Origin of the sequence: Ferrimonas futtsuensis DSM 18154 (assembly GCF_000422645.1) — a bacterium.
Taxonomy (GTDB): domain Bacteria; phylum Pseudomonadota; class Gammaproteobacteria; order Enterobacterales; family Shewanellaceae; genus Ferrimonas; species Ferrimonas futtsuensis.
This window is the reverse complement of sequence record NZ_AUGL01000016.1, coordinates 60035-86486: the sequence shown is the minus strand read 5'-3', so window position 1 is coordinate 86486 and position 26452 is coordinate 60035. Positions and strand designations below refer to the sequence as shown.

Annotated in this window: 26 protein-coding genes; 11 read left to right on the top strand and 15 right to left on the bottom strand. The window is 62.0% G+C overall.

Annotated features, from left to right (window positions below; genetic code table 11):
- Nucleotides 1-65 precede the first annotated feature (65 nt).
- Nucleotides 66-209, bottom strand: a complete 144-nt coding sequence (locus G505_RS22755) for a DUF3149 domain-containing protein (protein ID WP_084643962.1) — start codon at nucleotides 207-209, stop codon at nucleotides 66-68.
- A 171-nt stretch (nucleotides 210-380) separates the two neighbouring features.
- On the opposite strand from G505_RS22755, the gene G505_RS21405 reads away from it, so the two are divergent.
- Both G505_RS21405 and G505_RS0111680 read left to right on the top strand, forming a co-directional pair.
- Nucleotides 381-764: a YbaN family protein gene (locus G505_RS21405; protein ID WP_169628213.1), complete on the top strand. Its 384-nt coding sequence runs from the start codon at nucleotides 381-383 to the stop codon at nucleotides 762-764.
- 73 nt (nucleotides 765-837) lie between these two features.
- A complete protein-coding gene (locus tag G505_RS0111680) occupies nucleotides 838-3171 on the top strand; it encodes a zinc-dependent metalloprotease (protein ID WP_028109717.1) in 2334 nt (777 codons plus the stop codon).
- A 69-nt stretch (nucleotides 3172-3240) separates the two neighbouring features.
- Here the strand turns inward: G505_RS0111680 and G505_RS0111675 are convergent, their stop codons facing one another.
- From G505_RS0111675 to G505_RS21400, 6 genes are all read right to left on the bottom strand, one after another.
- Nucleotides 3241-5181, bottom strand: coding sequence for an exoribonuclease II (locus G505_RS0111675; RefSeq protein WP_028109716.1), 1941 nt, complete (start codon nucleotides 5179-5181; stop codon nucleotides 3241-3243).
- Nucleotides 5182-5284: 103 nt separating this feature from the next.
- Complete coding sequence (locus G505_RS0111670) at nucleotides 5285-6238, bottom strand: D-2-hydroxyacid dehydrogenase (RefSeq protein ID WP_028109715.1); 954 nt, start codon at nucleotides 6236-6238, stop codon at nucleotides 5285-5287.
- 206 nt (nucleotides 6239-6444) lie between these two features.
- A complete protein-coding gene (locus tag G505_RS0111665) occupies nucleotides 6445-7479 on the bottom strand; it encodes a hypothetical protein (protein ID WP_028109714.1) in 1035 nt (344 codons plus the stop codon).
- 4 nt (nucleotides 7480-7483) lie between these two features.
- Nucleotides 7484-8245, bottom strand: a complete 762-nt coding sequence (djlA, locus tag G505_RS0111660; protein ID WP_028109713.1) for a co-chaperone DjlA — start codon at nucleotides 8243-8245, stop codon at nucleotides 7484-7486.
- Complete coding sequence (murU, locus tag G505_RS0111655) at nucleotides 8229-8900, bottom strand: N-acetylmuramate alpha-1-phosphate uridylyltransferase MurU (protein ID WP_028109712.1); 672 nt, start codon at nucleotides 8898-8900, stop codon at nucleotides 8229-8231. Before murU ends, djlA begins: the two co-directional genes overlap by 17 nt.
- On the bottom strand, nucleotides 8897-9892 hold the full coding sequence (locus tag G505_RS21400) for an aminoglycoside phosphotransferase family protein (protein ID WP_051216121.1): 996 nt from the start codon (nucleotides 9890-9892) through the stop codon (nucleotides 8897-8899). Before G505_RS21400 ends, murU begins: the two co-directional genes overlap by 4 nt.
- A 278-nt stretch (nucleotides 9893-10170) precedes the next feature.
- Here G505_RS21400 and lptD point away from each other — a divergent pair, with 278 nt between their 5' ends.
- The 7 genes from lptD (at nucleotide 10171) to G505_RS0111615 (ending at nucleotide 18992) form a co-directional block, all read left to right on the top strand.
- Complete coding sequence (gene lptD, locus G505_RS0111645; RefSeq protein WP_028109711.1) at nucleotides 10171-12492, top strand: LPS assembly protein LptD; 2322 nt, start codon at nucleotides 10171-10173, stop codon at nucleotides 12490-12492.
- 83 nt (nucleotides 12493-12575) lie between these two features.
- Nucleotides 12576-13865 carry a peptidylprolyl isomerase SurA gene (surA, locus tag G505_RS0111640; protein WP_028109710.1) on the top strand — a complete coding sequence of 430 codons (1290 nt, stop codon included), beginning with the start codon at nucleotides 12576-12578 and terminating at the stop codon, nucleotides 13863-13865.
- A complete protein-coding gene (gene pdxA / locus G505_RS0111635) occupies nucleotides 13862-14848 on the top strand; it encodes a 4-hydroxythreonine-4-phosphate dehydrogenase PdxA (RefSeq protein WP_028109709.1) in 987 nt (328 codons plus the stop codon). The genes surA and pdxA overlap by 4 nt, the downstream gene beginning before the upstream one ends.
- The gene (gene rsmA, locus G505_RS0111630; RefSeq protein WP_028109708.1) at nucleotides 14845-15645 is read left to right on the top strand and encodes a 16S rRNA (adenine(1518)-N(6)/adenine(1519)-N(6))-dimethyltransferase RsmA; all 801 of its coding nucleotides are present in this window, start codon (nucleotides 14845-14847) and stop codon (nucleotides 15643-15645) included. The genes pdxA and rsmA overlap by 4 nt, the downstream gene beginning before the upstream one ends.
- 7 nt (nucleotides 15646-15652) lie before the next feature.
- Nucleotides 15653-16027, top strand: coding sequence for a Co2+/Mg2+ efflux protein ApaG (gene apaG, locus G505_RS0111625; protein ID WP_028109707.1), 375 nt, complete (start codon nucleotides 15653-15655; stop codon nucleotides 16025-16027).
- 2 nt (nucleotides 16028-16029) lie between these two features.
- Nucleotides 16030-16848: a symmetrical bis(5'-nucleosyl)-tetraphosphatase gene (locus tag G505_RS0111620; protein WP_028109706.1), complete on the top strand. Its 819-nt coding sequence runs from the start codon at nucleotides 16030-16032 to the stop codon at nucleotides 16846-16848.
- 119 nt (nucleotides 16849-16967) lie between these two features.
- A complete protein-coding gene (locus tag G505_RS0111615) occupies nucleotides 16968-18992 on the top strand; it encodes a methyl-accepting chemotaxis protein (RefSeq protein ID WP_028109705.1) in 2025 nt (674 codons plus the stop codon).
- A gap of 62 nt (nucleotides 18993-19054) precedes the next feature.
- Here G505_RS0111615 and G505_RS0111610 read toward each other — a convergent pair whose 3' ends face one another.
- The 7 genes from G505_RS0111610 to rplU all read right to left on the bottom strand — a co-directional run bounded on the left by G505_RS0111610 (nucleotide 19055) and on the right by rplU (nucleotide 23443).
- Nucleotides 19055-19444 carry a DUF3718 domain-containing protein gene (locus G505_RS0111610; RefSeq protein ID WP_028109704.1) on the bottom strand — a complete coding sequence of 130 codons (390 nt, stop codon included), beginning with the start codon at nucleotides 19442-19444 and terminating at the stop codon, nucleotides 19055-19057.
- Between the two features lie 127 nt (nucleotides 19445-19571).
- Nucleotides 19572-20063 (bottom strand): type 3 dihydrofolate reductase, encoded by a 492-nt coding sequence (gene folA, locus G505_RS0111605; protein ID WP_028109703.1) that lies wholly within the window; start codon nucleotides 20061-20063, stop codon nucleotides 19572-19574.
- A 161-nt stretch (nucleotides 20064-20224) separates the two neighbouring features.
- Complete coding sequence (locus G505_RS0111600) at nucleotides 20225-20686, bottom strand: threonine/serine exporter family protein (RefSeq protein ID WP_028109702.1); 462 nt, start codon at nucleotides 20684-20686, stop codon at nucleotides 20225-20227.
- Nucleotides 20683-21390, bottom strand: a complete 708-nt coding sequence (locus G505_RS0111595; protein ID WP_245568369.1) for a threonine/serine exporter family protein — start codon at nucleotides 21388-21390, stop codon at nucleotides 20683-20685. Before G505_RS0111595 ends, G505_RS0111600 begins: the two co-directional genes overlap by 4 nt.
- A 174-nt stretch (nucleotides 21391-21564) precedes the next feature.
- The gene (gene cgtA / locus G505_RS0111590) at nucleotides 21565-22731 is read right to left on the bottom strand and encodes an Obg family GTPase CgtA (protein WP_028109700.1); all 1167 of its coding nucleotides are present in this window, start codon (nucleotides 22729-22731) and stop codon (nucleotides 21565-21567) included.
- 125 nt (nucleotides 22732-22856) lie between these two features.
- The gene (gene rpmA, locus G505_RS0111585; RefSeq protein ID WP_028109699.1) at nucleotides 22857-23114 is read right to left on the bottom strand and encodes a 50S ribosomal protein L27; all 258 of its coding nucleotides are present in this window, start codon (nucleotides 23112-23114) and stop codon (nucleotides 22857-22859) included.
- A gap of 17 nt (nucleotides 23115-23131) precedes the next feature.
- Nucleotides 23132-23443 (bottom strand): 50S ribosomal protein L21, encoded by a 312-nt coding sequence (gene rplU, locus G505_RS0111580; protein ID WP_028109698.1) that lies wholly within the window; start codon nucleotides 23441-23443, stop codon nucleotides 23132-23134.
- 276 nt (nucleotides 23444-23719) lie between these two features.
- Between rplU and ispB the strand changes: the two genes are divergently transcribed.
- Nucleotides 23720-24688, top strand: a complete 969-nt coding sequence (gene ispB, locus G505_RS0111575) for an octaprenyl diphosphate synthase (RefSeq protein WP_028109697.1) — start codon at nucleotides 23720-23722, stop codon at nucleotides 24686-24688.
- A 92-nt stretch (nucleotides 24689-24780) separates the two neighbouring features.
- Here the strand turns inward: ispB and mdh are convergent, their stop codons facing one another.
- On the bottom strand, nucleotides 24781-25719 hold the full coding sequence (gene mdh, locus G505_RS0111570) for a malate dehydrogenase (RefSeq protein WP_028109696.1): 939 nt from the start codon (nucleotides 25717-25719) through the stop codon (nucleotides 24781-24783).
- Nucleotides 25720-25930: 211 nt separating this feature from the next.
- Between mdh and argR the strand changes: the two genes are divergently transcribed.
- On the top strand, nucleotides 25931-26401 hold the full coding sequence (gene argR, locus G505_RS0111565; RefSeq protein ID WP_028109695.1) for a transcriptional regulator ArgR: 471 nt from the start codon (nucleotides 25931-25933) through the stop codon (nucleotides 26399-26401).
- The last annotated feature ends 51 nt before the right edge of the window (nucleotides 26402-26452 follow it).

The window sequence follows — 26452 nt, the reverse complement described above, 5'->3', positions numbered from 1 at the left end:
CACGCGCTGCGGACTCCCGCCCCACTCTGGCTTGATCTCACCACCATCAATGAGAATAATTATCGTTACTGATGCGAGGTGGGCGGCAGTTCGGACTTTTTCCAGAACATCCAGCCGATGAAACCCACGATACCGCAGGTGGCCAGAATCACCAGAAGGGACATCCATCCGATGGGACTTTCCATGATCAGAGAGAGCCAGTGTGACATAGGGAACTCCTTGTTGAGGCAACGTTGTTCAAAATCCACCCTAACTCAGTCAAAAAATGACCCCCATGATCCGGATCAAGGAGCGTTGTGCAAAAGATGAGCGGAAGTAAAACCTCAGTTACTTCAGTGGATACTGCTGCAACCACCTCAAAGTTACAGTCGGTTGCGCTGGTGCATCAGATCAACTGGCCCTGGCTGATCCCCGGGAGTGTGTGCCTGGCGCTGGCCCTGCTGGGCATCGCCCTGCCGCTGTTGCCCACGGTACCTTTCCTGCTGCTGGCCAGCGTCTGTTTCAGCCGGGCCCACCCCGCCTGTCAGCGCTGGCTGATGACTCATCCCTGGTTCGGTCCGCCGCTGGATGCCTACCTGAACCGTCGGCCGATGACGTCCAGGCAGCTTGCGCTGACCCTGGCCAGCCTGTGGCTGGGCATGGCTCTGGCGATCACCCTGGCGCCGCTGGTCCTGTTCAAACTGGCCCTGGCTGGCATCGGCCTCGGGGTCAGCCTGCACCTGTGGCGACGCCTGTCGCCCCCCGGCGATGCCGCCCTGGGTTGAGCCACGCCCAAAAGCCACATAGACTGGGAAAATCCGGGGCTTAGCCCCATGTTGATCGCGACAAGGATGCCCCATGCTCAAACCCTCTCTGCGCCTGGCCCTCTGGGTGATCGCCCTGGTCCTGGCCCTGCCCCTGCGTGCCGAGACCGCGTCACTGCTGCCCCTGACCCTGGAGCGGGATGGTCGGCTGCTGCTGACTGAGCCCGCCCTGGAAACCCCCATGCTGCTGCTGACCAGCCTGCCGGCCGGTCTGGGCTCCAACGACGTGGGTCTGGACCGGGGGCAGCTGGGTCACCGACGCCTGGTGCAGTTCGAGCGCCATGGCAACGCCCTGGTGCTGCGCCAGCTCAACCCGATCTACCGGGCGGCCTCGGCCAATCCAGAGGCGCGCCGCGCCGCCGCCGAAGCCTTCGCCGGGGCCATTTTGTGGCGGGGTGTCCTTGATGATGGCAAGGCGGACCTGACCCCCTTGCTGCACCAGGACCTGCACGGCATCGCCACCCGCCTTGGGCACACCGAGCAGGGGCAGTACTCCGTTGAGCCCGGCTTGAGCTTCATCCCGGATAACGGCCTCAAAGGCTTTCCCAACAACAGCGACATCGATATGGAGCTGAGCCTGCGCGGGCAGAGACCCGGAGCGCAGTTGTGGCAGGTGGCCGCCGACCCCTACCGGCTCAGCCTGCGGGTGCGCTTCTCCTTTATGGCACTGCCCGACAGCCCCATGGAGCCCGCACCCTATCATCCGGAATCGGGGTTCTTTGACTATCGGTTCCACGACTATGGCCAACCCCTGGAACGTCCGCTGGTGCAACGTTGGCTGCCCAGGTTCCGCCTGGAGAAGATCACCCCGGGGCCATCGCCCTCTGCGGTGGTGAAACCCATTGTCTACTACCTGGACAGCGCCGTACCCGAGCCCATGCGCTCGGCCCTGCTCGAGGGGGCCAATTGGTGGACCCGGGCCTTCGAGGAAGCGGGCTACCTGGATGCCTTCCGGGTGGAGCCGCTGCCCGACGGGATCGACCCCCAGGACAGCCGCTACAACCTGATTCAGTGGGTACACCGGGCCACCCGGGGCTGGTCCTTTGGCGATGCGGTGATCGATCCTCGCAGTGGTGAAATTCTCAAGGGGCACGTCTCACTGGGCTCGCTGAGGGTACGTCATGACCTGCTGATCGCCCGGGGGCTGACCTCAGGCTGGACCGACCGCGCCCAGGCCAACGCCCAGTCCCGGCTGTTTGCCCTGGCCCGGCTCAAGCAACTGGCGGCCCATGAGGTCGGCCATACTCTGGGACTGGCCCACAACTTTGCCGCCTCAACCACCCAGGGAGGCTCGGTGATGGACTACCCTCACCCCAGGATAACCCTGGAGGGCGAGACCATAGGCATCGACCAGGCCTACGACACCGGCCTCGGAGAGTGGGACAAACACGCCATCCTGTTCGGCTATGGCGAGCCCCAACGTCAGACAGCCCTGGCCGCTCAGGCCAGGGAGCGGGGCCTCAGATTCATCGGCGACCCGGATGCCCGCAGCAATCACAGTGCCCATCCCAGTGCCCACCTGTGGGATAACGGCGATGACCCCGCTACCCAGCTGAATCAACTGCGGCAGATCCGTTCCCAGGCCCTGGCCGGCCTGGGCCCACAGATGCTGCTGGAGGGGGAGCCCAACAGCGAGCTGACCCGTGCCCTGGTGCCCCTCTACCTGCTTCATCGCTACCAGGTGGAAGCGGTCGCCGCCCAGTTGGGTGGCGTGGAGTACCACTACGCCAGCAATGAGGTGGCGGAGCGCCGCTGGGTCAGTGGTGACCAGCAGCGTCAGGCCCTCGAGGCCCTGTGGGCCACACTGACGCCGGCGTTCCTGGCCCTGCCCACCTCGTTGCAGGAGCAACTGCTGCCACCGGCTCTGGGTCATCAGCCCGACCGGGAGTATTTCGGTTCGCGGCAGGGGGTGGTGGCCGATCCCCTGGGGATGGCCGAGGTGGCCGCCCGTCACACCCTGAGCTGGATGCTGACCCCGCAGAGGCTCAACCGGATGATGCAGCAGCACAGGGAAGACGATGAACTGCCGAGTGTGGAAGGGCTGGTGGAACAGCTTCAGGAGCGACTGCTGCTGGAAGATCTGGATGAGGGCCAGATGGCTGGCCTGAGGATGCGGGTCAATGCGGTGGCGGTGGATGCCCTGCTCGACGTGACCCACAGTGAGCATAGCGACCCGGAACTGCGCGCCCTGCTGGGCCGGCAACTGCTGGATCTGCAGGACAAACTGCAGCGCCGGGCCCGTCGCTCCGACGCCATGACCGCCGGCCACTATCGTCAGTTGGGCCAGGCCCTGAAACTGGGGCTGACCGACCCGACGATCCGGGTGATAGCGCAGCCCCTGCCGATGCCGCCAGGCGCGCCAATATAGGGCTGACACCCTCCCTGCCGGCATAAAAAAGGTCGCCCATGGGCGACCTTTTCTCGTTCACAGTGATACTCAATCCAGCTTGATCACCGGCTGCACCACGATGCTGCGACTGGCGACACGCACCTCATTGATGGTCACCTCCAGCTCCTGAGCCAGATGGAACACCGGCTGGTCATCAAACAGGGCGCGACCCTGATCGGCACTCAGCTTGAGGCGCTCCTTATGGTCGGTGATGAAGGGCGCAGGCATGAACACCACGCCACCGTTCTCCTTCAGGCGCATACGCACCCCGCCACGGTTGATGTCGATGATCTCCCCGGTAAAGCGTTGAGGGGTTCCCGCCAGGGGCGCCATAAAGCGGGCGTACAGCCAGTCACCCACGTCTCGCTCGCACATACGGTGCAGTTTGCGCATGGTCGCCAGATGATCGATCAGCTCTGCGTCCGGCCCCGGGGCCTGCTCGCCAGCGATGATCGCCTTCAGCAGACGGTGGTTGACCATATCCCCATACTTGCGAATGGGGGAGGTCCAGGTGGCGTAGCCTTGCAGACCCATGCCGAAGTGGGGACCCGGTGTCGCGGCCATTTCGGAAAACGCCTGCATCCGTCGCAGACGGGCATCCAGATAGCCGTCAGGCTGGGCATCCAGTGCGCGGCGCAACTGACAGTAACCTTCCAGGGTCTGCAGCTGATCGCTGGTGAACTCCACCCCATTCTCCGCCAGCATCTCGCGGGCCCCCTCCAGGCGCTCGCTGTCCAGGCCGGCGTGGACGTTGAACACCCCCTGACCCGCCTTCTCTGCCAGCAAAGTGGCGGCTGAGGTGTTGGCCAGGATCATGCTCTCCTCGACGATGCGATTGGCGATGCGCCGGTGATCCACATGAATCGCCAGCACATTACCGGCATCGTCCACTTCGAAACGGAAGTCGGGACGGTCCGGGAACACCAGAGCGTGCTGTTCACGCCAGGCGATGCGGGCCAGAGCCAGCTGGTGTAACCCCGTCACCTGAGCATCGATCACCTCGTTCTGTGGGCGCCAGTCACCCTGGCGCTCCAGGTAATCGGAGATCTTGTCGTACGCCAGCTTGGCGTGGGAGCGGATGTTGGCCAGGCAGAACTCGGTCTCACCAGCCTCACCGTCCGCCTTGACCTCTATGGTGGCCACCAGCGCCGGGCGCACTTCGCCTTCATGGAGTGAGCAGAGCTCGTCCGCCAGCTGACGAGGCAGCATGGGGACGTTGAAGCCGGGCAGGTACTGGGTAAAGGCGCGCTTGCGCGCCTCCTGGTCCACCGGGTCGCCGGCACTGACGTAGGCGGTGGGATCGGCGATGGCCACCCACAGCTTCCAGCCGGAGTCGGTCGGCTCCAGATAGAGGGCATCGTCCATATCCTTGGTGGACTCGGCATCAATGGTGACAAAGGGCAGCTGGGTCAGGTCACGGCGCTCCACCTCAGCCGGAGCTTGCCAGCCCTGGGGGTCCGCCGGCTCCGCCTTGGCCAGATCGTGCTTGGCCAGGATCACCCACCAGGGGATGTGGGGGTCATCGTTGCTGGCCACCAGCTGGGTGACCTCAACCTGGAAGTGCTGTTCCCCTTCACGCAGGGGGTGCTTCACCAGATGGGCCACCACATAGTCACCGTTGCCGAGTTCCGAGCCCTTGACCCCGTTGCACTTGGCCCGCAGGGGATCTTTCATCAGGGGATGATCCGGAATGACGTTGAGGCGCTCCTTGATGAACTTCACCCGCGCAATAAAGCGGCCCAGACCAGGCTCCAGCAGGGAGTCGGGCTCGGCCACCTCCTTCTCCTTCTCGGTACGCAGCACCGCGGTGACCCGGTCGCCGTGAACCACCTTTCTCATGTAACTGGGCGGAATAAAGTGACTGCCCCCTTTGTCGGTCTCGAGGAAGCCAAAGCCCCGCTCTGTGGCTTTGATCTGGCCCTCTACCGTGGGCAGGGTTTCACGAATCTGTGCTTTAAGCTGCTGCAGCAGCGGATTGTCCTGGAACATCTCTCCATTCCATCATCATCAAAAAGGCGGCTGTCCGTGGGACAGCGAGTTGGCCCAAGTGTAAGAGATCACGGCGGTGATCACCACGGCCATTGAACCCTCTTTAGACCCTGTTTTTCGGGTTACCCGCCAGGAAGGCCTGCAGATTGTCGGCGGCGATTTGCATCAGCCGCGTCCTGGCCTCGCGGGTGGCCCAGGCGTTGTGGGGGGTGATGCTGCAGTTGGGGGCGGTGAGCAGGGGGTTGTCCGCCTGCGGCGGTTCACTGGAGAGCACATCCAGTCCGGCCCCCCCCAGGTGGCCCCGAATCAGCGCCTCGGCCAGGGCCTGCTCATCCACCAGCGGGCCGCGGGCGGTGTTGATCAGCAAGGCCCCAGGTTTCATCAGCGCCAGGGTGCGCTCGTTGATCATCCTGTGGTTGTCGTCGGTCAGGGGGCAGTGCAGGCTGACAACGTCCGCCTCCTGCAGCAACGGCTCCAGAGGCAGCCAGCGGCGCCCCTCGGGCAGGTCTCGCTTTGGTGTGGCGCTGGTGACCACCACCTTCATGCCGAACCCCTCCCCCATGGCCGCCAGCCTCCTGGCGATCTCGCCATAACCCACCAGCCCCAGGGTCTTGCCCTCCAGGGTGATCAGCGGGCCATCGTAGAAACAGAAATCCGCACTGTCACTCCAGCGCCCTTCGGTCACCTGCTGGTGGTGATGCGCCACCCGACTGGCGTGGTGGAGAATGTGGGCCATGGCCATCTGGGCCACAGAGCCCGGACCGTAGGCGGGCACATTGGTGACGGTAATCCCCAGGCCTCGGGCCGCGTCCAGGTCCACCACATTCACGCCGGTGGCCAGCACACCGATGTATTTGAGATCCGGCAGCCTGGCCAGGGTCTCGGCGGTCAGGGGGGTCTTGTTGGTGAGCAGCAGCGGCACGCCGGCGGCGCGGGCCAGGATGTCGGCGTCATCGGTTCTGTCATGCACCCGGCACTGGGCCAGACGCTCTATGGGTTGCCAGTCGATATCGCCGGGATTGAGGGTATAGCCGTCCAGGACCACCAGTTGTTTCATCGCTGCTCTCCGCTCGTGTGCACAACGTCATTAGAAACCAAAAAGCGGTGACAAGGCCATAAAAACGCAAATGCCCTCCGATGGTGCGCGGAGGGCATGGGGTCTCCCGAAGGAGAGGTCGTGCAGGAGATGATGAGAGAGGGTCGCTTTTGACTGACCCAAGAGCTAGTCTACACCAAAGCCGCGATAATGCAAACAATTCGCATTTACATATTTCCGGTGTCGCCCCGCTGCCTGGACCAGATCCGTTCCGCCTGGGTCCCCAGCAACCAGAAACCCAGCCCGGCAATGGCAAACAACACTCCCTTGTGCAGGCTGTCCCACAGCTGTTCGAAGTAGCGGCTGTAGAGGTGGAGAATCAGAAACAGCAGCCCGTAAAGGCGCAGTGCCGGTATCGACCAGCGGATGCCCGCCCAGATCGCCCCCAGGCACACCAGCATGGCGGCCAGGGCCCAGGGCCAAAGCTGCCACTGAGCCACCTCGGCCCAGTGATCCCAGTGACCGTGGTTGCCAAAAATGGACACCAGCCACAGGAAACCCAAACCGCTGAGCCAGCCAAAGTGTCGGGTCAGCGGCACCAGTTGGGGCACCCGTGCCTGCATCCCCTGCCCCGCCAGGGCGATCAGCCCACCCAGCAGTGCCAGGCGCAGGGGCAGGTTCATGCCAAACCACAGTCCCTCCCAACCGGCCACCTCGACGCTGTGCACACAGAGCCACAGCATCAGGGTGGCCAGGGCGATGCCCCAGATCAGCACAGAGCGCAGCAGCAAGCCCATCAACAGATAGAGGAGAGTGGCGGCCAGCAGGTACCAGCGCCAGCTGTCGCTGTCCGGCTGCAGATACTCGCCCAGGTAGGCCAGGGCGCCGGAGAAGGCCAGCACCGACCCCAGGAACAGGGCTTCCACCTGGTAGGGCCGGGCCCCATCGCCCCGACGCCACAAGCCCACCGCCAGCAGGCCGATGCCCAGCAGGGTGAGGGCCAGGGCCCTGGCCAGCACCGGGGCATTGAACATGGCGGTGATCCAGTCGATCACCCTCTGGTCCACCAAAACGCTGGCCACCGCCAGCACCAGGGAGGCCACCGCCACATAGAAGCTGTACCTGGCCAGTTTCAGCCAGTCAAAACGGCGCTCCTCCAACCCCTGCTCCAGGCGCCGTACCTGTTCTGTGGTCAGCTCCCCCTGCTGTTGCCAGCCCTGAAGGGCACGTCGGATGGTCTCGGCTTCCTTGCGACTCCACATGGGGTTACCTCATCTGTCTTTCCTGGCGGACCCGCTCCCAGGCTGCCTGGATATCCTGGCTCTTCTGCCGGGCCAGAGTCATCATCTCATCGGGCAGACCCTGGCTGGCCAGCTTGTCCGGATGGTGCTGCGCCATCAACTTGCGGTACGCCCGTTTGATGGTGCGTTCATCGTCGGAGGCCTTGACCCCAAGCACCTTGTAGGCGTCCTCCAGGCTGGGGCCCTGGGCACCACTGCTGTGGTAGTGGCTGCCCCCTTTGATCATGGAGATGATCTGCGCCAGCTCCTCCTGGCTGAAGCCCAGCTGATTGGCGACCTCTGCCAGGATCAGCTGCTCGCGGTTGTCGATGCTGCCGTCAGACAGGGCGATCTGAATCTGGATCTCCAGGAACATCCGCGCCAGGTCCCGACGAAACGCCATCACCAGCTTCAGCTGCTTCAGCCGCTCCCGCAGGGGGTAGTCGGACGATTTCCCCTCACGAAACGCCTCCTGGGCGGCCCGGCGGGCCTCGCCGGAGAGGCGCAGCTGATCCATCACCGCCGAAGCCAGGGCGATGTCCGCCGAGGTGACCTGGCCCGAGGCCTTGGCCACATGGCCCATCACCGCAAAGGTGGTGTGGAAAAACAGGTTCTGCCGGGGACCGGCTTTCGGGGTGCGACGCTTGTCCACCAGGATATGGCCCAGCCAGGCGCCGAGGATCATCCCAGCGAAACGGCCGAAGAAAAAGCCCAGAAGTGCGCCGAACACCTTACCCCAAATTTGCATTAAGTCTTTGCTCCAGTTCGTTTAATCTTTGCTCTGTGCCCACGTCACACCAGTGTCCCTCCAGGGCGGTGCCCCCCACCCGGTGTTGCGCCATCGCCTCCCTGAGCAGAGGCGCCAGGGGAAAACGGCCCGGCGTGCAATTGGCGAACAGCTCTGGACGGTAGAGTCCGATGCCACTGAAGGTGAGCCGTGCCTCTCCCTGAGCCTGCACCCGCCCCCCGCTCAGGGCGAAGTCCCCCTGGGGGTTGTGGGCGGGGTTGGCCACCAGCCACAAGTGAGCCAGGTCCTGCTGCCCCAGCTGGGGCAGCGCGCTGAACGCCAGCTCACAGTAGACATCCCCATTGACCACCAAAAAGGGATCAGGCCCAAGCCAGGGGAGGGCTCGCTGAATCCCGCCGCCGGTCTCCAGGGCCTGGGTTTCGTGCTGGTAGTGGATGCAGAGGCCAAAGCGGCTGCCATCCCCCAGCACCCTGGGAAACTGATCGCCCAGCCAGGCGGTGTTGATCAGCACCTCGCGAAAACCGGCCTGGGCCAGTCGCTGCAGATGGTGCTCGATCATCGGCCGCCCCTGCAGGGGCAACAACGGCTTGGGGGTGGTGTCGGTCAAGGGCCGCATCCGCTCACCGCGGCCGGCAGCCAGAATCATCGCCTTCATCGCCCCGCCTCCAGCTGCAGACGCCAGCCAAGCGCCGCCCTGGCCAGCTCAGCGGTCTCCGGATAGAGCTCGGCGGCCTCGATGACATACTCCAGCACCCGAGGCAGATCCTCCAGGTAGTGGTGTTTGCCATCCCTGTGACTGAGCCGGGCGAAGATCCCCAGCACCTTGAGGTGGCGCTGCAGACCGGTGAAATGATACCAACGCAGGAAGCGCTCCCAGGCCGTGGTGTCCGGGATGAGCCCCTGCTGTTTGAGGGCCTGGAAATGACCGAGCAGCAGAGGCTGAAGCTGTGCCCAGGGCCATTTGACGTAACAATCCTTGAGCAGGGAAACCGGATCATAGGTGACCGGCCCCAGCAGGGCCCCCTGGTAGTCGATGACGGCCAGGGCGCCGTCGGCCACCATCAGGTTGCGACAATGGAAGTCCCGATGCACCCCGACCTGGGGCTGCTCCAGAGCATTGGCCACCAGCAACTCACACAGCGGAGGCCACCAGTCAGCCAGTTCCTGTGGATCTCTGTCCAGATGCACCTTGATGAACCACTGTGGCAGCAAAGCCAGCTCCTGGCGCAGGAAGGCGTCATCATAGGGAGGCAGGGGGTCTCCAGCGCGTTCTGTCACCGAGGCGATGGCTGGCAGCAGGGACAGAGCCCGGCCATACCACAGGGGCAGCTGCTCCGCAGTCAGATGGCCCTGGAGGTGGCTGTCCCCCAGATCGCTCTGGCACATGAACCCCAGCTCAAGACTGGCATGGATCACCTCAGGGACCGGCAAACCCGCCTGCTGATAGGCCTGGGTCATCGCCAGGAAGGGGGCGCTGTCCTCCAGCTCCGGCGGCGCATCCACGGCAATGTAGCTGCTTCCCTCATGAAAGCAGCGAAAATAGCGCCTGTGACTGGCGTCGCCGAAGATCAACACCAGCCCCTCGACAGGGGAGGTAAACACCCGGTTTAACCATCGTTGCAGCGCTGCCTGACGGCTGTCGCTCATCTCTCTCCTCCGCATAGCCCAAACGGAAAAATTGCTTTATCATACGTCTTTTGCGCCAGCGAAAAATGGTTTTGTTCGGCGCGTTGAAAATTAGGCTCTCAGACCGAATCGAGTCCGTCTCTGTTCACCAGGGGTCACACCACCGATGATGGGGTCAACGGACACGCCGCAAGCCGGACCATAACCGGCAGGGGCACCACTCATTGGGGAACGGTGACGGCAGCGGTCGCGGCGGCAACAATCCGCCCGGCGACCGTGAACAATCCAAAAGGATAATAATGCGTTTTCAACTCGCCTTAGCGTGCTGCTGCCTGCCTTTTGCCGCCTGGAGCCAGGAGGGACAGGTGGTGGTGCCGGACAACCAGTGTACCATCAAGCTTCCTGTGCCTCTGATGGTGGATCCCAATGCTCCCCTGTCGAAAGACGCCTCCAAAGATCCGGTGACCGTTCGGGCAGATCGCAGCGAAGCGATCGCCGGTGAAGCGGCGCGCTTCACCGGCGACGTCAAACTGGTGCAGGGCAATCGCGCCATCACCGCCGACAGTGCCGAGGTGCGCCAGCAGGAGCAGAAGGTGCTGGCCAAAGGCAACCTGATCTATCAGGACCCCAGCATCACCATCACCGCCGACGATCTCGATGCGGACATGACCCAGTACAGCGCCACGCTGAACCAGGCACAGTACTGGCTGCATGGCCAGCAGGTGCACGGCGACGCCGGCCAGCTGGAGATCACCAATGACAACGATCTGGTGCTTCGTGGTGGCAGCTTCACCACCTGCCCCGCCGAGGTGCCGGACTGGGAGTTGAAGGCGGAAAAGATCGTCATCGACACCAGCGAGGAGTGGGGACACATCTACAAAGCCCAGGTGCGCCTGTTCGACACCCCGGTGTTCTATGTGCCCTACATGACCGTCCCGGTCTCAGACAAGCGCAAAACCGGCTTCCTGTTTCCGTCCATCAGTACCAGCACCAAGAATGGCGTGGACATCACCACCCCCTTCTACTGGAACATCGCCCCCAACTACGACCTGACCCTGACCCCGCAATTCATGAGTTCTCGGGGACTGTGGCTGGGCACCGAGGGGCGCTACCTGCATGAAAACAACGCCGGACTGGTCAACCTGGAGTACATCGGCAACGATCGTCTGAACAGCCTCCAGGGAGACCCCAATCGCTGGGCCTACTCCTGGGAGCACACCGCCCGCCTGGACAACGGCTGGCGCCTGCACGCCGACATCGCCGACATCAGTGATGACAACTATTTCAACGATTTCGACTCCGCCATCAGCACCAGCACCGACAACCAGCTGAGTCGGGTAGGGGAAGCCGCCTTCTTCCAGCGTGACTGGAACTTTGCCATCAAGGTGCAGGACATCAAGGTACTGGGTGAAGAGGACGCTCCCTTTCAGGTGCTGCCACAGCTGAGCTTCCAGTACCACAGGCCGGAGGTCTCCAGCGGCCTGGATTTCGCCTTCGACACCGAACTGACTCACTTCGCCAGCCAGGGCAGCAACCAGCTTGAAGCGATTCGCTGGCACATGGAGCCCACCCTGAGTCTGCCCTATCAGACCCCGGCAGCCAGCCTGCTGGGTGAGGTCAAGCTGATGCAGACCTTCTACCAGCAGGATGTGCCCACCGGCACCACGGATCCCCTGGAGCAGAACCTGGACGACTTCGTCAGCCGGACCCTGCCCCAGCTGCGCCTGCACGGACAGATCAACCTGGAGCGGCAGCTCAGCTTCCAGGGCCAGCCGTTCCGCCAGACTCTGGAGCCCCAGGCCCAGTACCTCTATATCCCCCATGAGGATCAGAGCGACATCGGCGTCTACGATACCGCCCTGCTGCAGGATGACTACTCGGGCCTGTTCCGCGACCGCCGCTTCTCCGGCCTGGATCGCATCGCCGACGCCAACCAGCTGACCCTGGGTGTGGCCACCCGGGTGTATGACGACAGCAACAACGAGAAGCTGCGCTTCGCCCTGGGCCAGATCTTCTACCTGTCCGACAGTGATGTGAGCCTGCCGGACCAGTCCAACCAGATTCAGCAGTCCAGCTCCGCCCTGGCGATGGAGCTGGATATGCAGGCCACCAAGAACTGGTTCCTGGCCGGTTCCCTGCAGCTGGACACCAACTCAAATACCACCAACAAGTCGGAAGTGACCCTGGACTACCGTCCGGGCCGGGACAAGCTGCTGCAACTCTCCCACCGTTACGTGCCGGAACTGGCCATCGACGCCGACACCGGCGAGTCGGTGGACATCAACCAGTTCGGCATGCGGGCCACCTGGCCCATCACCGACAACACCTACCTGGTGGGGAACTACTACTACGATGCCAACCTCAACCGTTCGGTAGAGACCTTTGCCGGCATCCAGTGGGAATCCTGCTGCTGGGCCATTCGCCTCAGCTACGATCGCCACCTGAACACCAACTACACCGACAGCGGCTTTACCAACATCAGCCAGCGCAATGACTTCGACACCAGCTGGTCCCTCACCTTCGAGCTGAAGGGGCTGGGATCCTCAGGACCGTTGGGGGTCAGCGACCTGCTGGATGAGGGCTTGTTCAACTACCGCCGCCCCTACTACCTCAGAAACTGAGGCAACAAATGTGTTACAGTGCAGGAACCGTCGCCGAGCCTGACGCTCTAAGCGATAACTGCACCATAGAAATGGATTAGAGGATGAAGGTTCGCAATATTCTTTTTGGCGCTGTGGCTTCCCTGGCCATGGCCGGCTCCCTGATGGCACAGCCTCAGACCCTCGACCGGGTAGCGGTGCTGGTAAACAACGGCATTATCTTGCAGAGCGAGATCGATGACCGCATCGCCAACATCAAGCGTGGCGCCCTGCGCTCCGGGCAGTCTCTGCCCTCGGATACCGCCCTGCGCACCCAGGTGGTTGACCGCCTGATCAATGAAAGCCTGCAGCTGCAGATGGCCGAACGTATGGGCCTGGTGATCAGCGACATCCAACTGGATCAGACCCTGGAGAACATGGCCCAGGAGCAGGGCCAGACCCTGGAACAGCTGAAGAGCGACGTGGAAGCCTCCGGCGACAACTACGCCCAGTATCGTGAGCAGGTTCGCCGCGAGATCACCCTGGGCCAGGTCCAGCGCTTCCAGGTACAACGCCGGGTTCAGATCTCCCCCCAGGAGATCGACACCCTGGTGAAGATGATTGAGGAGCAGGGGCTGCAGGACGCCGAGTTCCACGTTGGCCACATCCTGATCGAGGTGCGCGACAACGACCCCAAAACCGTAGAAGAGGCCCGTGGCCGCGCCGAAAAGGTGCTTGGCCTGCTGAACGACGGCGCGGATTTCGCCAAGACCGCCATCGCCGCCTCTGCCGGTCCCAAGGCCCTGGAAGGGGGTGACTGGGGCTGGATGAACATCAACGAGATGCCGACTCTGTTTGCCGAACTGGTCAAGGGCGCCAAGCCCGACGACATCATCGGCCCGGTAAAGAGTGGCGCCGGCTTCCACATCGTTAAGATTCAGGAAACCCGCGGACAGCAACTGCAGGAAGTGGAAGAGGTACGCGCCCGCCACATCCTGCTGAAGCCCTCCCCCATCCTCAGCGAAGACATGGCCAAGCAGATGCTGGACAACTTCCTGGTCGAGGTGGAGAAGGGTGACGCCGACTTCGCCGACCTGGCCAAGGAGCACTCCGAGGATCCTGGCAGCGCCCTGAAGGGCGGCGATCTGGGCTGGTCCGACCCGGAAATCTATGTGCCGGCGTTCAAGAACGCCCTGGCCAAGCTGAAGAAAGGTGAATTCAGCAAGCCATTCCGTTCCACCCACGGCTGGCACGTGGTGCAGCTGACCGACCGCCGCACCACGGACACCACCGACAAGATGAACACCGACCGCGCCTACCAGCTGCTGTTCCGCCGTAAGTTCAATGAGCAGGCGGCGGCCTGGTCCCAGGAGATGCGCGCCAAGGCCTACATCGAGATGGTGGAAGCCAAATGACGGTCCGTGTCGCGGTAACGCCAGGGGAGCCGGCCGGCGTCGGCCCCGATCTGGTGGTGATGCTGGCTCAGCAAGCCTGGCCTGTAGAGCTGGTGGTCTGCGCCGATCCCCAGCTGATCACCGACCGCGCCAAGATGCTGGGGTTGCCCATCAAGCTGCAACCCTATCAGCCCGGCAAGGCACCCCAGCCTCAGGAAGCGGGCACCCTGACCATCGCCCCCTTCTCTCTGGCCGCGCCGGTGGTGTGCGGCGAGCTCAATGACGCCAACAGCGCCTACGTCGTGGAAACCCTGCGGTTCTCCAGCGAAAAGAACATGAGCGGCGATTTCGCCGCCGTGGTGACCGGCCCCGTACACAAGGGGATCATCAACCAGGCGGGCATCCCCTTCTCCGGCCACACCGAGTACTTTGCTCAGCAGGCCGGCTGCCAGGATGTGGTGATGGTGCTGGCCACCGAAGGCCTGCAGGTGGCCCTGGTGACCACCCATATCCCCCTGGCCTACGTGTCCAAGGCGATCACCCCACAGCGTCTGGAGCAGATCATCCGCATCCTCAATCGGGACCTGCAGGATAAGTTCGGCCTGGAGAAGCCTCGCATCCTGGTGTGCGGCCTCAATCCCCACGCCGGCGAAGGTGGCCACCTGGGCAAGGAGGAGATCGAGGTGATCGAGCCCACTCTGAGCCACCTGCGTGCCGAGGGGATGGATCTCACCGGCCCCCTGCCGGCGGACACCCTGTTCCAACCCAAGTACCTGGACAACTGTGATGTGGTGCTGGCGATGTACCACGATCAGGGATTGCCGGTGCTAAAATACAAGGGGTTCGGCAAGTCCCTCAATATCACTCTGGGACTGCCCTTCATCCGTACTTCAGTGGACCACGGCACTGCCCTGGACCTGGCTGGCTCCGGCCAGGCGGATCCCGGCAGCTTCCTGGTCGCCCTAAACAAAGCTATTGAACTGACAAGTAAACAGAATAGATGAGCAACAATGTTCATATGGGCCACCGTGCCCGTAAGCGCTTCGGCCAAAACTTCCTCCATGACATGACGGTGATCGATCGTATCGTTGCCGCCATCCACCCCACCGACGAACACACCCTGGTGGAGATTGGCCCCGGTCTGGGCGCCCTGACTCAGCCCGTGGCCGAGCAGGTAGACTGCCTGAACGTGGTGGAGCTGGACCGGGATCTGGCCGAGCGCCTGACCCAGCAACCCGGCTGGGGCGCCAAGCTGAAGATCCATCAGGGCGATGCCCTGAAGTTCGACTTCACCTCGCTGATGGAAGAGGGCAAGAAGATGAAGATCTTCGGCAACCTGCCCTACAACATCTCCACCCCGCTGATGTTCCACCTGTTTGAGTACGCCGACAAGGTGGAAAACATGCACTTCATGCTGCAAAAAGAGGTGGTGGAGCGTCTGTGTGCCGGCCCGGGCCACAAGAACTATGGCCGCCTGACGGTGATGGCTCAGTACTACTGCAAAGCGGTCCCGGTACTGGAAGTGGGGCCTGGCGCCTTCACACCGCCGCCCAAGGTAGACTCCGCCGTGGTGCGCCTGGTGCCTTATGAAGAGAAGCCCTACCCTGCGGACAGCGTCGAGGTGCTGAGCCAGGTGTGTCTGACCGCCTTCAACATGCGTCGTAAGACCCTGAGAAACAGCTTCAAGGGCAAACTGGATGCCGCCGCCTTCGAGGAGCTCGGCATCGACCCCGGCCTGCGCCCCGAGCAGCTGCCGGTGTCCGGCTTTATCGACATCGCCAACTACCTCTGCCGACACTGAGGCCATCATGCGTCTTCCGCCCCTGCAGATTCAGGTTGAAAGTCAGTACGTCGCCGACCAGTCCGCGCCGGAGAAACAGCAGTTCCTGTTTCAATACACGGTGACCATGGAAAACCGGCACGATCAGACCCTGACCCTGACCCACAGGCACTGGAAGATCACCGACGGCAACGGCAGCCTCAATGAGGTCAGCGGTGAAGGGGTGGTGGGCCAGACCCCCACCCTGGCGCCCGGCGAACGCTTCAGCTACTCCAGCGCCGTCACCCTGGCCACCCCGGTGGGCAGTATGGCGGGCTTCTATACCCTGCTCAGCGAAGATGGCCAGGTTCTGCAGAGCCCCATCGACCGCTTCCCTCTGAACAATCCCAGGAGCCTCCACTAGGCATGGCCAACTATTTTGTCGGCGATATTCAGGGATGCTACGACGAACTGCGAAAACTGATGGACCAGGTGGGCTTCGACCCCGCCGAGGATGTGCTTTGGTGCACCGGTGATCTGGTGGCCCGGGGCCCGGGCTCCCTGGAGGTGCTGAGGCTGTTCCGCGACCTGGGCGACGCCGGTCGCACCGTATTGGGCAATCACGATCTGCATCTGCTGGCGGTGCACGCCGGCCTGAAGAAAGCCAAGCCCAAGGACAGGCTGACAGCCTTCCTCGAGGCCCCGGACAGCGACGAACTGATCCAGTGGCTGCGCCGCCAACCCCTCTACCGCCATCTGCCTGAACACAAAGTGATCCTGACCCATGCCGGAGTCCCGCCTCATTGGGGCGTCGACGAGGTGGTCCGCCGGGGCGATGAGGTCAGCGCCACCCTGCAATCGGATCACTACCTGGAGTTCGTTGGCCAGATGTATGGCGACAAACCGGATCTGGATGAGCCGGACGCCAGCCCGTACCGGCGTCAGACCTACACCATCAACTGCCTGACCCGGATGCGCCTGCTCTACCCGGATGGCCGGCTGGATTTCTACGCCAAGGGCAACCCGGACGGTGAGGGCACTCTGCTTCCCTGGTTTCGCCTACCCCACCCCCTGCTTCAGGAGTACCGTGTGGTGTTTGGCCACTGGGCGGCACTGATGGGGCTTTCCCGAACCCGTAACGCCATCAGTCTGGACACCGGCGCCTGCTGGGGTCACTGGCTGACTTTCTGGCAACTGGAAACGGGTCTGAGATTTACTCAGCAGGCAGACAAAGTCTGGGGTTAGAGGGGCACGTTTCGCCCCTTTATTGTTGGATAAATCGGCATGATGGCTGCTGCAAACTGGTTGCCAGCTTGATAACATGGTGTGCGTTGGGGGATCACACACCAAGGACCATACTAATAATGAAACTCACCGTCTCACTCCGCATCATCGGAGGATTCACCTTCGTCACCCTGTTGCTGCTGATTCTGGGCGGCCTGTCCCTGTCCAGCATCAACACGGTGGAAGAGCACACCAATACCTATAAACAGTTTGCGGTACCGGCCAAGGACAAGGTCAACGAGCTGAGCCTGGAGCTCAACCAACAGTTCATCACCATCCAGTCCGCCCACGACGCGGACCAGGCCGACGCCCTAGCGCCTCTGCAACAGCAGCTGCAGCTGCAGCAGGGCCGGCTGGACAATCAGGTACAAACCCTGGATACCCTGCTGCAAACCCGTCCCGACTTTGGACTGAGCTCCGGTGACGCAAGCAGGTACAACAGCGCCTTTCACCAGGCCTGGAGTGGCATGCTCCAGGCGAAACAGGCATTGGGAGAGGGTCAGGCGACCCTGATAGAGCAGATCGACACCATGGAGATGGCCGGCGACGATGCCAGCTCCATCCTGCTGGACCTGATGGACCTTGAAGTCTCCGACAACGCCACCGAGCGGCAGATGGCCGGCGAAGCCAATAACATGGACAGCGCCGTGGCCAGCATGGTGGCCATCGGCCTGGAACTGAGCAAGATCGGCTCCCTGACGGACCTGGAAACCTTACGCAGCGAAACCGAGTTTCTGCTGCGCAGCCTGGATTACCGCATGGAGGCGATGGTTGCCGACGGTGAGGCCACCGGCCAGCAGGAGCTGGTGCAGGAGCTGACCGACAATCTGGAGACCCTCACCGGCTTCCTGCGCGGCAGCAGCAACCTGATTGACCTGCAAGGCAGCAACCTGCGTCAGGCGCAGCTGGTGGATACCCAACTGGGTGAGGCCCGCAGCCACTACGACGCTCTGATCGCCCAGACCCAGACCCTGCAGCAGCAGCTGGCTGCCATCAGTGACGACACCGGCAACCTGGCGATGGACTCCCTGGAGTCCACCCGCAGCCTCACCATGGCAGTGATGCTGGGCTCGATCCTGGTGGCCACCCTGATCAGCCTGCGCACCCGCAAGTCGATCACCCAGCCTCTGGACCACGTCAACGAGGTGCTGGCGGTACTGGCCAGCGGCGACCTCACCAAGCGGCTGGATCTGCCCGCCCACGACGAGTTCGGTAAGCTGGCGGGTAACATCAACGCCCTCTCCGACTCTCTGAGAGAACTGATTCGTTCCATCACCGAGCGCGCCGACCAGCTGGCCGCCGCCGCCGAGGAGACCTCCGCCGTCACCGCCCAAACCACCTCAGGCATCCAGGAGCAAACCAGTCAGATTGAGCAGGTGGCCAGTGCCACCAACCAGCTCTCCAGCTCCGCCAACCAGGTGGCCACAAACGCCAACGATGCCCTGGGCGAAACCCAGCAGGCGGACGATGAGACTCGCCAGGCCCGCAGCCTGTCGGAGAACAACGGCGTCATCATCCAGAACCTGGCGGACGAGGTGGAGCGCACCGCCCAGGTGATCAACAAGCTCAACAGCGACACCGCCGCCATCGGCAGCATCCTGGATGTGATCCGCGGCATCGCCGAGCAGACCAACCTGCTGGCCCTGAATGCCGCCATCGAGGCAGCCCGGGCCGGTGAGCAGGGTCGCGGCTTCGCCGTGGTGGCAGACGAGGTTCGCTCCCTCGCGTCCCGCACCCAGGAGTCCACCACAGAGATTCAGCAGATGATCGAGGTGGTTCAGGCCGGGGCTCAGGAAGCGGAAGAGGTGATGCAGAAGAGCCAGGAACAGGCCCGTCGCAGCGTGACCACCACCGAGGAAGCCAACACCGCCCTGGAAGCGATTACCCGCTCCGTGGCCGGTGTGGTCAGTGCCGGCAATCAGATCTCCCAGGCGGCCGCAGAGCAGAATACCGTCTCCCAGACCATCTCCGAGAAGCTGGAGCAGATCGCCACCATCTCCGAGCAAACCTCCTCCGGTGCCATCCAGACCGCCTCCTCCAGCCAGCAGGTGGCCCAACTGGCTGAAGAGCTGCAGCAGCAGGTGCGCCGATTCAAAGTCGTCTAAGTCTGACGCACCTCCAACAAAAAAGGCGACCCCAGGGTCGCCTTTTTTTATTCAATCCGGCACTAGCTGCCGGTACGCTCGCGGATGGCACCGACGATCTGAGAGCCGTCATGGCCATTGGAGGTGGCCCAGTCCAGCACGGTCTTGCCGTCGAACTCAGGCTCCTTCAGGCTCTTGGCCGACAGACGTTTCACCAGGAACACCCCCACGTCGTTGGCGTTGTTGGTGATGGCACTGCGGATCATGGTTTCGCCGTTGCAGCGAATGCCGTCGTAGATGTTGCGCACCTTAACATTGGACTCTTTCAGCTTCTTACGCAGCCGACTTTTGTTATCGTCGTGTACGTACTGGCAGATGTTGGCGATCAGTTGGTCGTTCGCCTGAACCTGCGGTGTCCAGGCCAGGTTGATTACCAGGGCCGCAGCCACCGCCAGACTCAGATGGGTCTTCATCGCACCACTCCTTGTTACTTATCGTTATTAAAAGATTTACATAGGGTAACAGCGACAGCTTACCCCAGATGCTTAACGATGCAAACCGGGAGCATATGGAACCATAACAAGCAGTTAGAAGCGTGACTCAGTCGCGAACCCGCTCCAGGGTGACGAAATGGAGATCACAGGCGTTGGCCTCGTCGGCGGGCCTGACCTGCCGCTCCAGCTCGCGCCATTGCAGCTGCTGATAATCGGGAAAGCGGGTGTCCCCCTCCACCTGCAGCTGGGCCAGGGTCAGGTAGAGCCGGTCCGCCTTCGGCAGCAGGCTGGCGTAGAGCTGACCGCCGCCGATGATCATCACCTCCTCCTCATCGGCCAGCAGAGTAAGGGCCTCGTCGATGCTGGCCACCCGGGTCACCCCCTCGGGTTGGTAGTCCGGATTGCGGGAGATCACCACATTGTGGCGACCGGGCAGCGGACGGCCAATGGAGTCGAAGGTACGGCGCCCCATCACCACAGGTTTGCCCAGGGTGATGGCTTTGAAGTGTTTCAGGTCGGCAGGCAGATGCCAGGGCATCTGGTTCTCTTTGCCAATGACCCTGTCGTGGGCCATACAGGCGATCATGGATAGGCGCATCCGTAGTTCCTAGGGCGTGTTTATCTTTGGTGTTTAGTGTTTGACCCAAAAGGGCACTTCCATCTTCCAGAGTGACGACTCTGTAGCAGCGGACTCCAAGCATCTTAATGCCACAAGTGCCGGAGACTTAAGCAAAAACAATCAGCGAAGGTCAACATGCCCTAGATAATGGGTTTGTTCCGGTACCAGATGAGGCCGGGCATCGCCAGCCCCACACTCAGGGCACCGAGAATAAACAGGGTCTTCAGGGCGTTGTAGACCACGGGCATCAAACTCTCCGCGGTCACCCCCAAGGCGCTCATCTCCACCAGGCCGATGACGGTGTTAAAGGCAAAGGTGCCGGGGATCATGGGGATGATGGCGGCCACCCCAAACAGCTGCATGGGCGCCAGGGTCTCCCTGGACCAGCGCACCGACATAAAACCGACGGTCATGGAGGCGGCGAAGGTGGCCCACTCTATCGGGGCCCCCCAGGTCATGCACAGGCCGCGGACCATATGACCGACGGCACCGGCCAGGCCACAGCGCCACAGGAAACGGCCGGGCACGTTGAACACCATGGCGAAGCCCACCGCCGGGATGGCGGCGATGGCGCCGTTGATCAGCAGCTGCAGCAGGTTCATATCCACCCCATCCCGGTCAGTTGCATCGCCAGGGTGATGCCGATGGCGGCGGAGGCGGTCATCAGGGTCGCCTGCCCCCAGCGGGCCAGGCCGACGTTATAGTGGCCCTTGACCATATCGGCGATGGCATTGAGCAGGGGAAATCCGGGCACCAGCATCAGCACCGCCGCCGCCATCGCCACCTCGGCGTCCGGGGTGGGCCAGACCATGGCCGCCAGTCGCGCCACCAGGGTGGTGACAAAGGCGGTGGCGGCCCAGTTGATCAACAGGTTGAAGTGGCCCTTGGCCAAATGCTGGCGCACCACCATGCCGATGCAGGAAGCCAGCACCGTCAACATGACCGCGGTGTCGTCGGCACCGAACAGGTAGGCAAAACTGCCGCAGGAGGGGCCGATGATCGCCACCACCAGCCAGCGATTCCAGGTCTTGGGCTTGAGCTGACGCAGCTTGCGGCCCACCTGGTCCAGATCCAGCAGGCCCTTCTCTGCCATGACGCAGATGCGCTGCACTTCACACACCATGTCCATGTTCAGGCCATGATCCCGCAGTCGACGGGTAGTGGTGACACAGCGCTGCCGGTAGAGGGTGGTCAGCACCAGGGAGGTGGAGGAGATGGACAGCTCCACACTCTCGACGCCCAGGGCCACCCCGAGGCGCTGGCCCACGTCTTCCACCAGTTCACTTTCGGCTCCCCAGGCCAACATCAGCTGAGCGGCTCTGACCGCCAGCCGGGTGATCTCATTCTGCTGAGCGAGTTCCAACCCCAGACTCCCCAAAAAAACGTCTCACAATGAGGTGGGTTTTTCACCACACCTTCGAATCATACTCTTTTTTGCTTAACAAAAAGGGGCACGAAGCCCCTTTTTTCACTGTTCAGATTAACGCTGGTAGACCACTTCGACGTCGTAGTCGTCGTCATCCCAGTCGTCCCAATCATCGTCGTCCTCTTCGACAACGGCCTGATCCATCTGTTCTTTATGGTGGTGCTCCCACTTGAACTCCACCTCATCCTCGTCGCTCTGCTGCTCCTCATCGCGAGGCATATCGCGCAGCATCGCCATCAGCTCCTGAATCAGATCGTCGGTGCCGGTGCGGGACAGGGCACTGATGGTGCGCACATCACCTTCCCACTCCAGGCCATCGACAATGCGCTGCACCAGCTCATCCTTCTCTTCGTCCAGCACCAGATCCAGCTTGTTCAGCACCAGGATTCTGGGTTTGTCGGCCAGCTTGGGCGAGTAGGTTTCCAGCTCCTTGATGATCGCCTTGGCCCCTTCCACAGGGTCACTCTCATCAATGGGCGCCACATCGACCAGGTGCACCAGGGCACGACAACGCTCCAGGTGCTTGAGGAAGCGAACCCCCAGGCCGGCGCCGTCGGCGGCCCCTTCGATCAGGCCGGGGATGTCCGCCACCACGAAACTCTCGGAGGCGTTGGCCCGGACCACACCCAGGTTGGGCACCAGGGTGGTAAAGGGGTAGTCGGCGACCTTCGGCTTGGCGGCAGACACCGCGCGGATAAAGGTGGACTTGCCGGCGTTGGGCAGACCCAGCATCCCCACATCCGCCAGCAGCAGCAGCTCCAGCTTCAGTTCGCGGTGCTCGCCCGGGGTACCCAGGGTCTTCTGCCTTGGGGTGCGGTTGACCGAACTCTTGAACCTGGTGTTGCCCAGGCCGTGGTAGCCGCCCTTGGCCACCAGCAGTTTCTGACCATGCTTGGTCAGGTCGCCGATCAGCTCCTGGGTATCGGAATCCACCGCTCGGGTGCCCACGGGCACAGACAACACCTTGTCCTCTCCACGCCTACCGGTGCAGTTGGCGCTGGCGCCATTGGAACCCCGGGTGGCACGGTGGCAACGCTCAAAGCGGTAGTCGATGAGGGTGTTCAGGTTCTCATCGGCGATCAGGTAGACATCGCCACCATCGCCGCCATCACCGCCGTCCGGGCCCCCCTTGGGGATGTACTTTTCACGGCGGAAACTCACCACGCCGCTGCCGCCGTCTCCGGCTTCAACCCGGATCAGCACCTCATCTACAAATTTCATCGCTCTAACCCGTCAGGAAATCAGCTAATAGTATACCAAGGATGGGATCATCAGGGATCGCCTCTCCCCCTTGGACGCAAAAAGCCCCGCCGATGGCGGGGCTTGCAGATCGTTCGGTGAACGAATTACTCGGCAACGATGCTCACGAATTTACGGTTTTGCTTGCCTTTCACTTCGAACTTCACCTTGCCGTTCGCGGTAGCGAACAGAGTGTGATCGCGGCCTACGCCTACGTTGTCACCGGCGTGGAACTTGGTGCCACGCTGACGAACGATGATGTTGCCTGCCAGAACAGACTCGCCGCCGTAGCGCTTAACACCAAGGCGTTTGCTTTCTGAATCACGGCCGTTACGAGTAGAACCGCCAGCTTTTTTATGTGCCATTTCTCGTTACTCCGTAATTAGGCGTTGATGCCAGTAATCTTAACTTCAGTGAACCACTGACGGTGGCCCATCTGCTTACGGTGGTGCTTGCGACGACGGAACTTGACGATCTTAACTTTATCGCCACGACCGTGGGTCACAACTTCAGCAACAATCTTGCCGCCATCTACGTAAGGAACACCGACCTTCACGTCTTCGCCGTTAGCAACCAGAAGAACTTTATCGAACTCAATGGTGCTACCGGTTTCAACGTCTAGCTTCTCCAGACGAACAGTCTGGCCTTCGCTAACACGGTGTTGCTTACCACCACTTTGGAAAACCGCGTACATAGTAAAAACTCCGCTTCACACGCCGACCGCGCCATGTTGGGGTCAGGGTGTGGCTTAAAACTTGTTGACAATGGCCGGGCATTCTACGCCAAGGACACAAAACAGGCAAGACCCACGATAAAAAAGATCGCGAAAGGATCTGACCGAATTGAGCGGCACCTCAATCAATGGGCAAATGCGGCTGTTATGCGCGTGGAATTTGGGTAGAATTCGCTTCCATACTGTGCACATTATACTTACAGCTGCCGAGTTTGGCAGCCTACAGCCGGATATATTATGGACCTGAACGCCATCCGAGACTTGGCCGACAACAACATGAAGTTGGTCAACCAGATGATCTACGAGCAACTTCACTCTGATGTTGTCCTGATCAACCAGCTCTCCTTCTATATCATCAACGGTGGCGGAAAACGGATGCGTCCGTTGCTGACTCTGTTGGCCGCTCAATCCGTAGGCTACCAGGGGGACAACCATATCCGCCTGGCTGCCATCATCGAATTCATCCACACCTCCACCCTGCTTCACGACGATGTGGTGGACGAGTCCACCATGCGCCGTGGCCGGGAGACCGCCAACGCCCTGTTCGGCAACCAGGCCAGCGTGCTGGTGGGTGACTTCCTCTATACCCGCTCGTTCCAGATGATGACCGACATGAAGAATCATGAGGTGATGGAAGGCCTGGCGGAGGCCACCAACGTGCTGGCCGAGGGTGAAGTGATGCAGCTGATGAACTGCAACGACCCCGACACCACCGAAGAGAGCTACATGCAGGTGATCTACTGCAAGACCGCCAAGCTGTTTGAAGCGGCCACCGGTCTGGCGGCAGTGGTGGCCGATCAGGATGAGGTGATTGTGAAGGCGCTGTCCGATTACGGTCGCTATCTGGGCACCGCCTTCCAGCTGGTGGATGACGTACTGGATTACACCGCCGAAGCGGACGAACTGGGCAAGAACATCGGCGATGACCTGGCCGAGGGCAAGCCTACCCTGCCGCTGATCTATACCATGGGTAAAGGCAGCGAGGAGGAGCGTCAGCTGATCCGCGCCGCCATCGAGAACGGCGGCACCGAGGAGATCGATCCCATTCTGGCGGCCCTCAACCATTGTGGCGCGCTGGAATACACCATGGACCGCGCCAACGAGGAAGCGGACAAGGCGATCGCCGCCCTGGCCCCGCTGCCGGACAGCGACGCCAAGGTGGCCCTGCAGTCCCTGGCCCGCATCGCCGTGGACCGCCGCAGCTAACAGATCAAACTGGTATCAGCCAAGCTCACGGCGCCAGGCGTCAGAGACAAAAAAGGCCCCAATCGGGGCCTTTTCTCTGTCTGGCTGACGGCTTAGCCGTTGACAAAGGCCTCGCCCTTGTCGATGTCGCCCACCAGGGTCTCCATCATGCCGTCCAGGGCCTTCTGTTCAAACTCGCTCAGGGCGCCGTAGCTCTGCACCTCGGCCACACCCTCGCTGCCCAGCAGCACCGGCTGAGCGAAGAAGCGACTGTGCTCACCATTGCCCTCTACGTAGGCGCACTCCACCACACCCTGCTCCCCCTGAAGGGCGCGAACCAGAGAGGTACCGAAACGACAGGCCGCCTGTGCCATGGACAGGGTGGCACTGCCGCCACCGGCCTTGGCTTCCACCACCTCGGTGCCGGCATTCTGGATGCGGTGGGTCAGGGAAGCGATCTCCTCTTCGGAGAAGGTCACCCCCTCAACCTGAGACAGCAGAGGCAGGATGGTCACGCCGCTGTGGCCGCCGATGACGTTGATCTTCACCTGCTCAGGACTCAGGCCCTTGGCTTCGGCAATGAAGGTCTCGGAGCGGATCACGTCCAGGGTGGTCACACCGAACAGACGGCGCTTGTCGTAGACGCCGGCGTTCTTCAACACCTCGGCGGCGATGGCGACAGTGGTGTTCACCGGGTTGGTGATCACGCCGATGCAGGCCTTGGGCGCCACTTCGGCCACCTTGGCCACCAGATTACGGATGATGCCGGCGTTCACATTGAACAGGTCCGCACGATCCATGCCGGGCTTACGAGCCACACCGGCGGAGATCAGCACCACGTCGGCACCTTCCAGGGCTGGGGTGGGATCTTCGCCCGCATAGCCCTTGGCGTTCACTGCGGTAGGGATGTGGCTGATGTCCACGGCAACGCCAGGAGTTACCGGGGCGATGTCATACAGAGCCAGGTCGCTGCCCTTGGGCAGGTTCAGTTTCAACAGAAGTGCCAGAGCCTGGCCAATCCCGCCGGCCGCGCCGAGTACTGCTACTTTCATGGGGTTCTCCATCTATCCTTTGATGTGACATGGATCGCGTTTGAATGTCTGGGCTCACCATACCCAAACACGGGTTTAAAGGCAATTTTACCAATCTCTTATTGACCCTTAACTCCAGCTCTGCTCCACTGCCCTTCTGGGCCTGTGGTTGCCTATCCAGAGGCAAATGGGCAAAATATGAATAACCCTCTAGAAACAACGAGCTGCCAGAATGAAGTCGACCCGCAATCAGGATGAGCTAATCCGCGTTTTCAAATCCCTGCTGAAAGAGGAGCGTTTTGGCTCCCAGGGCGAGATCGTCAATGCCCTGCAGGCTGCCGGATTCAGCACCATCAACCAGTCCAAGGTGTCACGCATGCTGAGCAAGTTCGGCGCCGTCCGAACCCGCAACGCCAAGCAGGAGATGGTCTACTGCCTACCCGCCGAGCTGGGTGTGCCGACCGCCACCAGCCCGCTGAAGAACCTGGTGCTGGACGTGGACCACAACGGCGCCATGATCGTGGTGAAGGCCAGCCCGGGCGCCGCCCAGCTGATCGCCCGCCTGCTGGACTCCATCGGCAAGCCCGAGGGGATCCTGGGCACCATCGCCGGTGACGACACCATCTTTATTGCCCCCACCAAGGCGGACAACATCGATAAGGCGCTGCAGACGGTCAAGGACCTGTTCAACTACAAGGGCTGATACCCAGTAGCAGAGAAATAGAAAGGCCCGCACAGTGCGGGCCTTTTTCAT